This is a genomic window from Arcticibacter pallidicorallinus (assembly GCF_003002875.1).
GTDB lineage: Bacteria > Bacteroidota > Bacteroidia > Sphingobacteriales > Sphingobacteriaceae > Arcticibacter > Arcticibacter pallidicorallinus.
On the sequence record NZ_PVTH01000005.1, the window covers coordinates 88,955 to 104,929 of the forward strand.

Here is a 15,975-nt window from a genome sequence, read left to right on the forward strand (position 1 = left end):
AAGATATAACTTAATGAAAGAACAAAAGGCTACTGAGACACCTGCAAAGATAATTCCAAATGATCATTTGGCTAACGAGCGTACTTTCCTCGCATGGATCAGAACAGGTATCGCAATTATGGGTTTTGGCTTCGTGGTAGTAAAGTTCTCCTTATTCATCAGGCAGCTATCGATTGCCCTGAACGAAGAAGTCATCCTTCCTGAGAAAGGATACTCTTCAGTGATCGGAATATTACTAGTTGCCCTCGGAGCTGTATCTGTATTGCTGGCCTATTTGAGGTACAGAAATATAGAGCGAAAACTATTAAGCCAAACCTACTATCCGTCTTTCAAGCTTTCCATGATCTTGACCATAGCGATGCTGATAATTGCAGTTTTACTGATTATCTATCTATTGCCAAGTATTTAAGCACAAGTCTTACACTACATCGGAATCCAGCCCTTTTTCATTCTTCGTTTTCATTAACGAAAAGACGATACTCGCTGTAATGATGAGTGCTATTACAATCAGCGATATGTGAGTTGGAATCTTGATCACGTCTACCAGTACCATCTTCAAGCCCACAAAAACCAGGATTACGGCTAAACCAGTAGAAAGGTACACAAACCGGTGGATTACATGAGCAAGCGCGAAATAAAGAGAACGGAGGCCCAGGATGGCAAAGACATTCGAGGTATATACAATAAACCTATCCTGAGTGACGGCCAATATCGCCGGAATACTATCGACAGCAAAAATCAAGTCAGTTGTTTCGATGAGTATCAAAACCAGAAATAGCGGAGTTGCATGCCTTCTGCCATTCTCGGCAACAAAAAACTTGTCGCCTCTGAGTTCGTGGGTCACAGGCATGACCCGCCGGAAAAACTTGATGACAGGATTTTTCTCAGGCTCAATTTGCTTATCCTGTTCGGTAAACATTTTGTATCCCGTATAAATCAGGAACAGCCCGAAGAGGTATATAGTCCAATGGAACTTTTCTATTAAAGCAACTCCCGCAAAAATAAAAATAACCCGCATGACTAATGCACCCAGAATACCCCAGAACAAGATCTTATGCTGGTAGATGGAAGGGATTTGGAAGTACTTAAACACCAGCACGAAAACAAATATATTATCTACGCTCAAGGACTTTTCTATTACGTAGCCGGTAAAAAACTCTATTGCTTTAGCTTCCCCAAACCAGTGATAGATGAGACCGTTGAACACTAATGAAAGGCAGATCCAAACCCCTGACCATGTTAATGCTTCTTTTACAGAAACCACATGAGCCTTCCTATTGAATACCCCTAAATCCAATGCCAGCATTAAGAGTACAAAAAGATTAAAGCCTATCCAAAAGGTGCTCGTGACTTCCATATGATTTTTATTTTTTAAGAGGCAACAATGTGAGCCTCAGTATTGTTCATGTTAAAACTCAACGCCCGGTCCTTTTCAAAGAATTCGACTTCCCCCGATTCGACATTATATAACCCACCAACCACAGCTATTTCATTGTCGTCGACCATCGCCTTTAACACAGGGCTTTCGTTCAGCACCCTTTCCATAGTGAGATGCACATTCAGCTCTGCCACCCTTTCTACGAACTCAGAATTCGACGCATTACGGTTCACAGTAACCAATGTCTCAGCGTTAATAGCAGGTTGAATTTTTTCGAGCAGTGTACTCAGGTTTCCCAGTTTCACACCATCACAAGCCCCCTTTATCGCGCCGCATCTGGTATGACCCAAAACCACAACAACTTTAGAACCAGCAACTTTACAAGCAAACTCCATACTACCAAGGATATCCTCATTCAGCACATTTCCAGCAATGCGAGCGCTAAATATATCCCCCAGGCCCTGATCAAATATCAGTTCTGCTGAAGTGCGCGAATCAATGCAACTCAAAACAATCGCAAAAGGATGCTGCCCGTCAGAAGTCTCGTTGACCTGTTGTAATAGATTACGGTTAACCTTCAGATTATTTATAAACCTCTTGTTGCCCTCTTTCAAAAGTTCAACAGCCATGGAAGGTGTAAGGGCTGCCTGCATTTCCTTTGTTAGTGTTTTCATTCTTGTTTTGCTTGATTGTTGATATTCAGTTCCTAAAATCGCAGTTTACTTATATTGCCGCCGTTAATAGAGGCCTGCGCTCCGACAAAGATAGTAACATCACAGTTTATAATAGTAATACTATCAACATAAATACTGTTACATTTGTCTTACAATGATTCATTCTTTGAAATTTAACATCAACGAAAAGCTATACTTGCGGGATCCGGAAGAGACCGAATTAGGAAGAAAAATCTTGCAGCATGGAATACTATCGATTCATGCGATGGGTTTCGAATCGTTTACCTTTAAAAAGTTGGCGAAGGAAATTGGGACGACGGAAGCGTCGATTTACCGATACTTTGAAAATAAACACCGACTGCTGTTATATCTGGTAGACTGGTACTGGAGCTGGCAGGAATACCGGATTGTTTTTCAGACAAACAACTTAGAAAATCCCGCAGACAAGTTAAAAATCACGATTAGATTGCTTGCCGATCAAGTTGTCGATGACGTATCTACCAACCATATAAACGAAAAACTCCTGTACGAGATCGTCATGGCCGAGGGTGCGAAATCGTATCTGACGAAGCATGTAACGGAAGATAACAAGGCGAAATTCTTCAAGCCATATAAAGACCTCTGTGCTCGCATAGCCGGCTTTATTAAGGAAGCCAATCCTGAATATCAGTATTCTTTTTCGCTGTCTAGCACAATCATCGAAATGGCACAGGCCCAGAAGTTTTTTATGCGAAATCTACCTTCATTGACTGATTTTGGCAGTTCTAAAAACGAGATGGAGATAGTAGCATTTTTGGAAAGCGTGGTGTTCTCCAGTATTCGCAAATCTTAGAATAAAGCAGGTAGATCCTATCTTCTTTTCTGCATGGCCACCTTCGCAATCCTTATTTTCCTGACTGCCTGGTATCGCAGTTTTTCGTGATGCATGAACCAACCCCCTACTGCACCAATGGCACTTCCGATCAACACATCAATCATTCGGGTCGCTATAAGTTCCGTAGGATTTTGTGCAACTGGACTAGCTGCCTCGAATAGTAAAATTGTAAGAGGAGTGATGAAAAATACTGCAAGAGCATAGTTTCTGGTCACAGTCGCTTCTATGATGAATTGAAGACCGGCTATGGCCAGGCAGATGAACAAGGGTTCTTTGATTGATGATAAAATAATCCAGCATAAGCCCATTCCCAGTACAGTTCCGAGAATTCTGTAAAATCCCCTTCTCCAGATATGAAACGCCGTTGCTCCCTGCATAACAGCAATACAAGAAATGGGAATCCAATAGGGGTTTTTCAATTCCAGAAGATGGCCGATCAGGATCGAACAAAACATAAAAAAACCCACGATGAATGCTTCAACGTAGTCAGTGTATTTCTTTACGCTTACCACTCGAAGAATGTCTGTTGTCTCCTTAATTAGGTCGGGCGTCTTTTTGATCAAGCTATAAACCAATGCAAGAAAACAGGCGAAGATGGTTCCTATCGCTATCAAGCCAATTTTTTCTGGAATCAGGTCGATATTGAAAGCCTGATTGCCCGAAGTCGAGGCGATCATGATAAAAAAGAAATTTGCTGGAGGGTTAAGTTTAAAGTACAGCGACATCCAATGGACGATAGCACTGAAGATCCCGAAGGCAATACAAAGGACTATGGGATTGAAACTGGAGACGGCACCTACGCCATTAGAAACCATAAATCCGAAGGAACAGATCAACATTTTCGCCATCCTCGCAACAAAGCTTGAATGAATTGGCATATAGAGGATGACCAGACCAGCAGTGCTGATGGTTAATGCCGAATGGAAACGTCCTGTCAGCAGTCCAATTAGCAGCGGGATGCTTACACACAAGGTCGCTAAAAGTGGCACAGACCAGGGTCTGTTAGTAGGATTCAAACTAAAAATCCCTTTCAATTCCTGCTTTGCAAACTGCTTTCCATCCAGGGGCTGATCCATCTTTATTTGTGCGTCTTGCAAATTTCGGTAATTCCAACTACATGCGGAACGTAAATTGCTTATGTATCGAATCTGAATAAAGTAAAACTTCTTAATATTGGTAATAACATAATATGGCATCTGGATTTTTTGCAATTTTCGATGATATCGCTGCTCTCATGGACGACGTTGCTGTAGCAACCAAAGTAGCGACACATAAAACAGCGGGCATTTTGGGCGACGATTTAGCTGTAAATGCCGAGAAAGCGACGGGATTTCTGTCATCCAGAGAAATTCCGGTACTGTGGGCGATTACAAAGGGCTCCCTTTTTAACAAACTGATCATCGTTCCAATAGCATTGTTGCTAAACGCCTTTTTCCCAGCGGCTATTAAGTTTGTCTTGATTTTAGGAGGACTCTATCTGGCTTACGAAGGAGTTGAAAAAATAATTGAGTACTTTTTTCATCGTCAGAAGAAGGGTCACCAGGTCGTTGAACAGGTAAAACAGGATGACCGCGCTGCGGAGGTTACTAAAATTAAATCTGCGGTAGCTACTGACTTTATCTTGTCCGTTGAGATCGTCATTATCGCTTTAGGAAGCGTTTTGGAAGAGACCCTCTCCACTCAAATAATAACGGTCGCTGTAGTTGCCGTACTGGCTACTATCGGAGTCTATGGGATAGTCGCGCTTATCGTCAGAATGGACGATGCGGGATATAAGCTCATGAAATATTCAAAAGACAAGGGCTTATTGGCTAAGCTGGGTGCTTTACTTGTAAAATCGCTTCCTGTCATTATACGCGTGTTAGGAGTCGTCGGAACTATTGCATTACTGCTTGTTTCCGGGGGCATTTTTGTCCATAACATTGAGTACTTCCATCATGTATTCCCTAAGATACAAGGCACGTTTAAAGAGCTGGCGTTCGGTATGATAGCCGGTCTGGGGGTTGTGCTTATTATGACAGGAGTTAAAAAGGCAGTGTCTTTGTATAAGGCTTAAGGAGCTGTAGTGGGCTCCTTACTTTCCAATACAGGAAGTAATCCATACTCATTTACAGATAGTTACTAAAAAAAACGTACAAACGGGTAACATATCCTTATCTGAACGTTGTCAATTTCCTGCAAAAACAATTCAAAACTTAAGCTCATTCATCACTAGTTCATATACAAAAGATGCACTGGTGTATGCAGCATAATCTTGAAAGGAATCGGCTTTTTCCTCATTAGCGAAATCGCAGGCGGATTTTATCGAAATTGCAATAGGTTTTGGTCTTGGCGAATGTGCAGCACTATAAAATACACCATATGCTTCCATTTCAAGCCCGATAAGTTTTCTGCTTTGTGCTCTTATTTTAGTAATTTCTGCATCCGATTGTATTACCGCAGGAACCGATGTCATTGGACCAACGTGCATATCCAAAATAGTTGATGGAGCATCGGCTTGATACTGCGAACGTATCTCATCAAGATATTTTCGGTTTCTTTTAATCCTAAGTAAGAGTTCCTTGATATCTTCATTAAGAGTTTTGTGCTTTGGATCCGGCAGGAACAGAGTGCCTTTGTCTTTATCACCTTTTATTTTTCCGCTTGAGGCGTCCCATATTTCATCAGCGATCATTATGTCACCAAGATTGACTTCTCCCTTTATCCCTGCGGCAATCCCTGACATAATCAAATATTTTGGCTTGAAATGATGAATAAGTTTCATTGAAAGAGTGGACGAGGCACACATTCCCATTTGTGGAGTACATGCTGCTACAATTCTGATAGTCTCCTTTCCTTTCTCAAATTGCCCAATGTAATAACTTGTTTGATCATTCGTCAGAAGCTTTTCTTTCCATTTCCAATCTAACGCTAGAATCTTTTTTAACTCTTTATCCAATGCAGTAATAATAGCTACATCAAAGTCGTGTTCTAAAAGATTTAAGAATTGTATATCTTTTTTGGAATCTAAAAGATATTCAATTTTATTTCTTAAAAGCTCTTTCCAAGATTCGACACCAGCCTGGTATTCTATCAAAAACCATAGATTTTTACTAAAATCTGAAGAATATTTCAAAATATGTTCTGGTTTCCCAGTAACGCCTAAAATATGATAAGGGCATTTCTTGTTCGGGTCAAGTTTGATTTCGTTCAGAAAATCGACTCCATTATCTGGACTTGGTTCATCGCCAAAATCATTCGGAAGAACCAAGTCAAGTATTAAAAGGTCATACTTATATTCTTCTAATAGCCGTCTAGCATTATTTGTATCCGCAACGACACTAATTTTATTATTTATCTCTGGGAATTCGTAAAGTACTTGTTTAATATCAGCAACTTTTGAGCTATCATCGTCAACTATTAAAATTGAAATCATTTAAAGGTTATTAATTTTGAGTTTTAATTCTTTCTCCCAGCTAGTTTGAGAAGTATTATAATAAATACAACCAAGATAAATGCCTGGAAATTCAGTGAACAGAGCTTCATCAATCTTCGAAAGTGAAACACCGCCAAAATCTTCATATTGTGTTAGGATTATCGATGGAATTTCAATTTTCTCTCTTTCCATTTCTTGAAGTATAATCTCACCACCACGATCTAATGTCTCGCCGCCATCATCAAAATCTGTAATATCAAACGTTGGTAGACTCATGTCCAAAAGTAATAAGTCATACTCATTTTGTATAATAGCCTCTAACCCACTTTGGAAAGACCTCCTTATTTCAACTTCTTCAGGCGAAATATCCAGTTCTGTAAGTAAAAACAATTCTACAACAGAAGATTTATTTGGGTCATTTTCTACAATTAAAATTTTCATACTAACAAGTTATTGACAGAAATTTTAATTTTTACTTTGAACGTATTTGCATGTAGATCAACAGTGATCTCATTAGACTTATCTCGGAAAACATTTTTTACAATGTTGTTTGCCTTATAGAAGCCAGATTTAACTTCTCCACGGGTTGCTGAGTAATTGTTCGACAGTAGAGCGGTTTTAATTTCATCAATTTTCAACAGTAACGCTTCTTGTGAATCTAATTCTGCTAAGGAGTTTTTAAAGTCTATTGTTAGAATTTCTCCCTCTAAATGAAACCGTACTTTGGCAGCAACATTCAATAATTCATTAGCCTTAGAATAGTTGAATATGTTGGTTATAAAAATTTTTAATAGGTCTACAAAATGAGTAAAATAAGCACCTTTGAAGAATGTTTGTGTTTCGAGGTTCTCATCAAAGTGGATTAGAAATGGGCTATTTATATTGTTTACGATTGTCAAGCTCGTGTTAAACGCATCTGCAAGAGTGAAATCAATTTCATCGTTTTTACTTCTATTAAACCAACGTATAACTGTATCCACGTCTGACTGTACGTTAGTTCGACAATCTGCAATACTTTTCATTATCTTTCCTGGCTGAGAATCCTTTAGGATAATCATTAAATCAGACTCCAATTCGTCAAGATGGCTAATCAGTATTGCTTTTACCTGTTGGTCTATAGCTGTCCTTATCCGTTGTAGATTTTGTGCAGTCATATCCCATAGTATATCAAAGATACTAGTAGTAAACTCATTAAAATCTGTAATTAATTGAATTTTTGAAATAAATAAAGAATACAAATGATCTTTATGCCAATTAGGTATGTACATGTAATTGAACCAACCAGATTGCTGCGTCTTAGGATCCTCAGTTTTGATCTGGATATATCTATCTTTCAATTCCGTTATAACGGCATCAATATCTTGCGAGAACTGGGACATACGTAACTCAAACTTCTCCTTCACTTCCTTATCTAGCCCAAGTTGGGTGCTGGACCAGTATAAATTTGGCAAATAGTCGCCATCTTCGGAACTTCGTGATGTGACTAGATTCAGTTCTTGAAATTGTCTCCTTAATTGCCCGATGATAGTGCCATGTCGAATTCGTTGGCTTAAATAATAATCAAGACCGTAATAATTGCTGAATAAAAATTTGTCCCTAATTTGAATAAATAATTGTATGAAGTGCTCAAAATGAATATCTGCCTTTCTAATGGATTTTTTGTATGTATCCCTATCAATATTACCAATTAATAGCTCCAAGAGAGCATCATAGCTCATACCAGTCGCATCTATCTTGTTTAGGTTCAATAATTCAGCAATACTTCTGAATCGATTAAATCCTTTATTTGTTTCGCCAAGCTCATGTCCAACTATTCCATTTTCATCCACATAAATCATACTCTGATCTATTTCCTTGATCCTTAGCTGTACGGTCAAGCGCTTTGTAAGTTCGGAAATCTCATTATTATATTCTTCAATATTTGTAGTATCAATTTTAGATAAGCCTTGACATATTTCAATTCTCTCTTCAATTACCTGTAAGGAGTTCTTAAAAACTAAAGCTTTTCTCGATATAATCTTGGAGGTTGCGACAAACCTCAAAAAAAACATTTCTGCAGCTTCAGTTTTTTCAAGAATACTAAAAAGCTCTGTAGGTCTATTTGCTTTTACCGCTCTCATGAAAAGATCATAAGCAATAAATTTCGCATGAGTTTCACTTGCTGTGTTGTAAATGAAGACTGGAAGATTAATATTATCATGCCTTACATTTCTAAAACGCTGACTTGTTATCACTTCGATCGCTTTACTACTATCAATTCTAGAAACTAGTGTTTCATTGGTAAGATAGGTATGAACATACAAGTCAATTGCGCAATCTATCTCAAAAAGAGCAACATAGCATTTAAATAAGCAGTCAACAACTAATTCGAAGAAAAATCCAGCATGGTTACTTTCTTTCAAGATTTGTTCGAGACCATTTTTAGCTATTTCGAATTCACCTCGTACAAAATGTGTTATGGCTGTATAGTAATTAATCCTATACTCCGGAATTATACCTTTAAATTTCTCCTTATCAATGGAACCATTAAGCATTCTAAAAAAATTGAAAGTTAATGACGTCTCGGTGTCAAGACAACCAAGAAAACTAGCTCGTTTTGCTTCGTTTTTAAATACGGTGTAGTGTAATGGATTTAAGCTCCTAGAATAGAAGTAACTCAGACTATTTTCCTTGAAATAGTCTATTTTCATATTTCTTTCAAGAAAAGAAACAATTTCTTTAGAAAAATCAAAATTTGAAATTGCATTTGCCTGAGTAAGCAGATCAACTAACGATTCATTTGGATCTCCTATTTTGCTTAAATAAGTGTAGGTCAACTTGGATATGATGTCCAAAAAACATGGGTTAATAGAAATACACTCAAGCTCGATATTTAAGTGAATATGAGATTTGACATATAATTCTAGTAGGCTAAAATCATTTGGCATTTCTAACAAGTAATTTTTAGAAAGTTCAATAGTCTCAATGTATCGTCCTTGAGTGTAGTGGTCGATGATCTTACATTTTTTGATTTCAATCAGTTGGGTAAAATCTTGTTCATCTCCTAGAAGCGCTATTATCTTTAATAATACTGGATCATTTATAAACTTACTGAGGAAGCGGCTGCGCTCAAGACAGAGAAGCTTCTCTTCCTCACTCCTCTCGTCAGTACAAAGCTGAACCAACACATCACGTACTAGAATATATCTGTCTAGTATGGAATAATTCGAGTAGACTGTAAATAAATCCTCTAAATTTCCAAACGAATAATTCATTGGATTCAGACGATAATTAAAAAAATTGACGTATTGCTTCGGAACTGAGCTGAACGAGCTATTTAATGATGTTTCATAATTGAAATAAGATATGTCCTCCTCAACTTTGACACTGAAAAAGTGTAAAAGAAAATAGAATGATCTATCCTTAACATTTATTGCTTGCGACGCATTTAAGAGCTTGAAGTTATGCTCTAAGCCCTTTTCAAACTGGACTTGTAAAAATTCGTTCTCTATTGACCAAAGGGAATGACTTATCGAATTGCTTACTTTCAATAGAGTCTTGTTAGACTCGGAGTATTTACCTAAAAGAAACTGTTGTTCATAATCCTCTCGTAGACGTAGGAATTCATTGACTTCTATCTGATTAAGCTTAATCTGTTGGCAATACCAATTTAGAGAGATTTTAAAACTGTAATCTGAATTTCTAACTGCCAAGCCGAGAGCCGCTTTGTCTTTCATTAAACTATTTCCTGTGACAAACGGAGTAAAAATTTTAGGCAATTGCTTTAAGACAGACTCTTGTTCTTCGAAGCTATATTTAACTTTGAGTTCTTCAAATAGCTGTTTCTTATTGATTTTAGGGTGAAATAATAGTTTTTTAAAATCTTGGTAGTTTTTTGGCATCGAGGGTGAACGTAATTTACGTGAAAATCAACACTAAGTTATATAATTTGCTATTAAAAAGAGATATGGTCACCGTGCTATTTTAGTTATCATTGAAAACAAGATGAAAGGCCGCCTTGGTTTTGGTTTGAAGTAACTAAACCATAAACCAATTACAGTCATCTTTAATATGGTAGAATATGGCGTGACAACAATGATGAAATCATATCTCAGTTTAAGTAGCTACCTCCGTAGCTATATGCGCTTACCGTTACGAATTATTGCAAATGGTGTTTATCTCCCTTTAATTAATTCAACTTCATCTTCTGTCAACTCGTAGAGTCGGATAACTAATTCGTCTATTTGGCATTCAAGATCGATGATGTCAGACTTCGGAGTTTCTTCTTTTTTTGCCAGAATACTATCAACTAAATTTTCTATTTCATCAGTTATTTGGTTTCTGACATTTGGAAGCGCGAATTGCTGTATATCTCGAATCATAATTTGGGGAAACGTATCTGAGTCCGCAATCTGAAACTTCTTCCTAAAATACCAACCAATAAACTTTGAGTTTAAAATACCAAGTAATGCTTTGTAGCTTATTTTCGCCGAACCTGGTTTTAGCTTCAAGACAAATAACAATGTATTGCAATAAGATGTATATGGTATGTAATTGGCAATTAAAGTTTTACCTGTTATTTTTCTTATCAGAATTTTTTCCCCATCAAAATTTTCTGGAATTCGTGGAGCAGCTAACCATGCACCATAGTGAATCCAATTATTGTTTTTCCAAAATAAAGAGTAGTGTCCGATATCTTTTCCGTCAAAAAATGGCAACCAATCTGGCGTTTTCCTTTCTTTTGATGTAAAAGGTTTGGTGTCCCGTGTTTCAGCTGTTTGTGCGGGTTTACCTTTTCCAACTTCATACGCTTTTATGCCTGAAAACATTTCGGTAAAGCTCTCTACATGCGAAAATTCCTTATCAATCCTTGAAATGATTTTTAACTCATTTGAGTTACTTTGGACATTGAAACTATTTGTGTCATACCAAATTTTACTGCTAATTTCAAAGCTACGAATTGGATTATTTAAATTTTGCAGTTTATTTTTCTTATGAAAAATATTTACCAGAACGTCCTGCTTATTGTAATCTCCATTTGAAATATTTTTTTGAAAGAATAGTAAAATTGTATCAACGGCAGCATCGTCAAACACATACGAAGGCAACAAATCCACTTCACAAATTTTTGTATTTTTCAACACATATTTTCTTATTGTTTCTGTAAATCCAAGATTTAACATCGTATCAGGAATTATAAAACTAAAATGCCCCGATATATTTAAGATTTTAATCGCCCTTTCAACAAACAAAACATAGCTTTCTCCTCGAAGGTTGAAAGTGTCAAATTCATTTTCAAAAAACATTCCGTTCTCTTTATTGAAATTCACACCATACGGTGGATTCCCTATCACCACATCAAATCCTACAAACTCACCCTCACCATTCAATACCTCCGGAAACTCAAAGCGCCATTCAAAAGCGTTTTCGAAAATCTTATTAGTTTTGATCTCCTCAATTTCGGTTTCCAGTTTTTTTGTATCAACAGTGAGTAGGTCTACTTTTTTATTCCACTCAGCAGCTTCCTTTTTGTTCTTTTCAAAAAGCTGAACTTGATTAGTCATCTGAAACAACTCGCCCGATAGCTTTCTTAGCTTCTTTACTTTTGGATCAATTAGAGAAATCTCACTCCGGAAATCGGATTTGATATCGGCTATCAAGCGTTCCATTTCTTTTTTCTGATCCTTGCTTTTCGCATTCCTGTAGGTGTCTACGGCGATTCGGTAACTGTCAATCGTCCATTTACTTTTTTTCAGTGCCTGTCTGAGATCAGAATCGAGAGCAAATCGGCTCACTAATGAATTACCACATTTGATATTGATATCGATATTAGGAAGTGTTTCCAATTCAGCCGCGTTTTTATAGTAAGCGTTCTTCAATAATTCTATCCACAAACGTAAACGACATATCTTGACTGAATTCTGGTTAATATCTACGCCAAAGAGGCAATTTTCGATAATGTTTTGCTTTTCATGGAATAGCGTTTCCTGTATGCGCTGGCTTTCCTTGTTCGTAGGATTGTATTCAAAAAGATCTCCTTCTTCATCAGTTACGATTAGTTCGTCGTTCACTACTGTAACCTGGTATTCTTTCAAACGTTTGCCACTTCGGTCCTGCAAGATTTTCAAATCGTTCTTTACAGAAATCATTTCATTAAGTGCGGACACTAAGAAGTGACCAGAACCCACGGCGGGGTCACAAATCTTAATGCTATTTACAATAATGTTTGCTTCGTTCCGATCTTCTATTTTATTGTATAGCTCATTGAAGTTGACGCAGTTCCAATTCTTAGTCTCATTGAATTTTTGAACAATCGCCTTACGGATGGTTTCACGGCACATATACATTGTGACGAATCCAGGGGTAAAGAAAGAGCCATCTTTATAACCGTTTATTTTTTCAAAAATAAGTCCTAGGACCGAGGCATTGACAAGAGTTTTGTTATCCTCTTGTATTTCTTCGGAACCATCGCTGCTAAAATCATAGGCATTTAGAAACTCAAACAAATACTCTAAAGTAGACAAACTGCCTGTCTGTTTTTTGCCCTGCTTGTCTTTCAATACGGTAGTGGAAATTATTGGGATGGTTTTATCATCTTTCAGGTTACTGATGAAAAGAGTAACCTGCTCCATTTCCGTAGGTTCGAAAAGCGAGCTATTTAAATAAGGTACTTTTTCATACAGCTGCTTTATATCGTTATTTCTTTCTTCAAATCGCCGCGCGAGTACCTGGAAAAACAAAATATTTAGATCATCATATTCCTTTATACGGTCCTGATTTAGAAACGAGTACGACTTATCGCCTTTGTGATAAGAAATGAGCTGCGCTTCTAACAGTTTGAGAAATAAAACTCGGTTTATCCAGGTGATTGAAAGTTCAAGTGCAACGTTGAAAAGTCGCTCCTGATGGGTACTTCCATATTGGCTTGGTCTGTCTAATCGACTAATTTTATCCAGACTGTCCAGCTGAATGATTGCATCCTCCAGGAGACTGCCAGAATTTCGTTGTCCTTCTTTGTTCCGTCCTATAATCTTTTTGCCGCCTTCTTTCGATTCTGATAACCCAATAATATGCAACAATTCACTGTAAAAGCGTTTGTCTAAGGTATTGCTATCGTTGGTAAAGGGAAGTTTTAAAAGATGTTCAGGGGATAGGAGTTTGAATAAAGAGATGAGCTTGTTATCATCTTTTTGGTCGGCATTCCTGAGCGGTTTTTCATAGTCGCGGATGTCGAAGTAAGTAAACTCAATTTCTTGACTGATACAGCCAATAAACGGGTCGGCAATTTCTTTATAGAAAAAGTCGGTAGTCTTCCCCGCTAATCTTCCACTTTCAAAATCATCAAATTGCTTTACCAAGCCTTTGTTTTGGGCAAAAAGCTTTTCGAATATGTTGGCATCAAAAACAAACCATTCATTAATATTAGTAACAACCAGGTGCTTTACTTCCAGATTTTTATGGGTGATTCGCTCGCGTAGATAATAAAGTATCAGTTCGTGAAATGCTTTGGTATTTATGTTGTCTACCCTCAGCATTTCTGATTTGTTAATGGGGCTTTTCGCCTCAATAATAACACCTACAGCACTCTTTGCTGTCTTATCGTTATGGATCACCAGATCGTTTCTATGCTTTGTGTTTATATAGAAGCGGGTGTTATAATACGTATCGTGAAGAAATTTGGATATGATGTTTTTATGAAATTCTTCCGATTCCTTGATATCGATCTGATTTATCAGGCTGATCAGATTTAATTTAAAGGTTTCAATTTGCTCTCGTTGAGGTTTTACTTTTCGGAATGCTAAATTTAATGCTTTACTAGGTTTCAGTTTGGTTAATCTCATTAAGATATCGTTTATTTTTAAAGATAGTAGTTTTCATTAGGTTTCTTTTTAGTTACCTCAAAGTTCGATCTTCCATTCGATTCTTTCTATTCGGTTTTTTAAGAAAAGCATACTACCTTTTATCGATTCGATTTTTGGTAATTGGCCATACACCAATGGCCGAAATTCTTCAATATAAACGGAAGACAACTCGTTGAAGACCTCATCAATTTCGCTGAAGAAATAGGCCTCATTCGGGTGATGAATAAGCCATTGGTTATTATTCCTGAAGCTTCTAACATCATCCTGGGCTACTTTTAGCAGCATATCGTCAAAAGCTGAAGAATTGACAAAAGAACAAAACTCTTCCAATTGAAGCAACTGATGAAGATCGTAAGTATGTCTTACCTTTTTCTTGAGTGCTACAAGAGGCTCTCGTTCATATGAAAAACGAACTAAGCTCATTACCTTTTCACAAATTGTACGAATAGGTTCCAGTACACGAACTTGGAATTCCTTCATATCGTACTCTTCAATTAAATCGAATTGCTGCGCACTTTCCATCATCGCCCCAATAAAGGAATTGATATTACTCGTGGTGTATGGCTCATAATAGCCTAACCATGACGATTCTAAAATGATTGAATCACGTACTTGCCCGTAATCACCCAGAAATTGTTTGCTATAAGTATGAGCAGTCTTTCTGTTCATACCCATTTTTCTCGTGACATTGTCAATTGCCACTTCTGGCAATGTGCCAGCAACGAGTAAGCTAATATCTTTTAATTTCCTTTTTAGTTTGTTGTCCGTCTCACCTTTGCGCCTTAGTACAACTAGATCAATGTCCTCAGAAAACCGTTCTATTTCGCCGTAACACTTCGATAAAGCAGTCCCGCCTTTAAAAACAACGTCCTCTCCTATTTCATGGGAAAAGATTTGAAACAGGGCGTAGGTAACCCAGTAGTCTTTTTCAACATAAATATCAAGAATGGACAATCGTTGAGACGTAAATCTGACTGCTTGTTCAAACAATCTTTTATTTTCATGCAATCTCATAGTAGGTTCCATTTATAAGGATCACCAGTCTCTCTTTTTAACTCTTTAAAATTATACTTAGTAATAGGATTCAATGTCCGTAAGAGTGTGTTAGCTTCGTCATCAAATCCCAAATCGTCAATTATTGATCCTAATAAGGCTCTTGTCGAGGGTGGATACTTCATCGACAGTCGAACTGTTTTATGGATCTCTTCATCCATAAAATCCTTAAAAATTGACCGAATTCGCGTATAGCTGAACGCAATGGATGCACCTGGTATCTTACGGATGTTTCTGATCGCATCTAAGATTTGTAACAGTGGAATATTGTCTCTGGTTATGGTGTTTTTTTGTCTGATGAATGAAATGGTATATTGATCTCTTTTGAATGTATGTCGAACGGAATTTGCTCCGATTTGAATTATATTAGCAACTTGGGTCGTCAATTTAAGCTCGTTATAATTACTATAACCCGTCAAATAACCAGTAATCTTTCCGTTTTCTTCTAATAAGTCCTTCACAATTTCTTTTTGCGAAGGCTTCAGCTGTCCAAAAGGCGTTTCTTCCGGCTTAAAATATTTCCCTTTGGTTAGTTTTTTAATATTGCCCGAAGCAACCATTCTGTTTAAGGCTTTGATAACTGCTTCTTTCTTATTCACCTCCGTAGTAAAGTCCTTATAGGTGAAAACGAAGCCTCGAGGAAGCCTATCTATCTTAAACGATATATAATCAGTTACTTTCATGTGAAATTAAAAATCAAATATAACAATAATGTCCAGTTTTTTAGCTAAAAAACTGGA

12 protein-coding genes are annotated in these 15,975 nt (G+C 37.2%); 3 read left to right on the forward strand and 9 right to left on the reverse strand.

Annotated elements, in window-relative coordinates; genetic code table 11:
- Window positions 1–13: 13 nt before the first annotated feature.
- A complete protein-coding gene (locus B0I27_RS09645) occupies window positions 14–409 on the forward strand; it encodes a YidH family protein (RefSeq protein WP_106293037.1) in 396 nt (131 codons plus the stop codon).
- A gap of 9 nt (window positions 410–418) precedes the next feature.
- Here B0I27_RS09645 and B0I27_RS09650 read toward each other — a convergent pair whose 3' ends face one another.
- Window positions 419–1,357: a TerC family protein gene (locus tag B0I27_RS09650; RefSeq protein WP_106293038.1), complete on the reverse strand. Its 939-nt coding sequence runs from the start codon at window positions 1,355–1,357 to the stop codon at window positions 419–421.
- Window positions 1,358–1,371: 14 nt separating this feature from the next.
- The gene (locus B0I27_RS09655; RefSeq protein ID WP_106293039.1) at window positions 1,372–2,052 is read right to left on the reverse strand and encodes a carbonic anhydrase family protein; all 681 of its coding nucleotides are present in this window, start codon (window positions 2,050–2,052) and stop codon (window positions 1,372–1,374) included.
- A 154-nt stretch (window positions 2,053–2,206) separates the two neighbouring features.
- On the opposite strand from B0I27_RS09655, the gene B0I27_RS09660 reads away from it, so the two are divergent.
- On the forward strand, window positions 2,207–2,884 hold the full coding sequence (locus tag B0I27_RS09660; protein WP_106293040.1) for a TetR/AcrR family transcriptional regulator: 678 nt from the start codon (window positions 2,207–2,209) through the stop codon (window positions 2,882–2,884).
- A 17-nt stretch (window positions 2,885–2,901) separates the two neighbouring features.
- Here B0I27_RS09660 and B0I27_RS09665 read toward each other — a convergent pair whose 3' ends face one another.
- Complete coding sequence (locus B0I27_RS09665; RefSeq protein ID WP_106293041.1) at window positions 2,902–4,002, reverse strand: FUSC family protein; 1,101 nt, start codon at window positions 4,000–4,002, stop codon at window positions 2,902–2,904.
- A 113-nt stretch (window positions 4,003–4,115) separates the two neighbouring features.
- On the opposite strand from B0I27_RS09665, the gene B0I27_RS09670 reads away from it, so the two are divergent.
- Window positions 4,116–4,982, forward strand: coding sequence for a DUF808 domain-containing protein (locus B0I27_RS09670; RefSeq protein ID WP_106293042.1), 867 nt, complete (start codon window positions 4,116–4,118; stop codon window positions 4,980–4,982).
- Window positions 4,983–5,114: 132 nt separating this feature from the next.
- Here the strand turns inward: B0I27_RS09670 and B0I27_RS09675 are convergent, their stop codons facing one another.
- The 6 genes from B0I27_RS09675 to B0I27_RS09700 form a co-directional block, all read right to left on the reverse strand.
- Entirely contained in the window at window positions 5,115–6,341 is a 1,227-nt protein-coding gene (locus tag B0I27_RS09675; protein ID WP_106293043.1) for a phosphorylase family protein, read from the reverse strand.
- The gene (locus B0I27_RS09680; protein WP_106293044.1) at window positions 6,342–6,782 is read right to left on the reverse strand and encodes a response regulator; all 441 of its coding nucleotides are present in this window, start codon (window positions 6,780–6,782) and stop codon (window positions 6,342–6,344) included.
- Window positions 6,779–10,222: a hypothetical protein gene (locus B0I27_RS09685; protein ID WP_106293045.1), complete on the reverse strand. Its 3,444-nt coding sequence runs from the start codon at window positions 10,220–10,222 to the stop codon at window positions 6,779–6,781. The genes B0I27_RS09680 and B0I27_RS09685 overlap by 4 nt, the downstream gene beginning before the upstream one ends.
- A 273-nt stretch (window positions 10,223–10,495) precedes the next feature.
- Window positions 10,496–14,161 (reverse strand): DUF7149 domain-containing protein, encoded by a 3,666-nt coding sequence (locus B0I27_RS09690; protein WP_106293046.1) that lies wholly within the window; start codon window positions 14,159–14,161, stop codon window positions 10,496–10,498.
- A 57-nt stretch (window positions 14,162–14,218) separates the two neighbouring features.
- A complete protein-coding gene (locus B0I27_RS09695; RefSeq protein WP_106293266.1) occupies window positions 14,219–15,196 on the reverse strand; it encodes a nucleotidyl transferase AbiEii/AbiGii toxin family protein in 978 nt (325 codons plus the stop codon).
- Window positions 15,193–15,918, reverse strand: coding sequence for a DUF6088 family protein (locus B0I27_RS09700; protein ID WP_106293047.1), 726 nt, complete (start codon window positions 15,916–15,918; stop codon window positions 15,193–15,195). Before B0I27_RS09700 ends, B0I27_RS09695 begins: the two co-directional genes overlap by 4 nt.
- Between the last annotated feature and the right edge of the window lie 57 nt (window positions 15,919–15,975).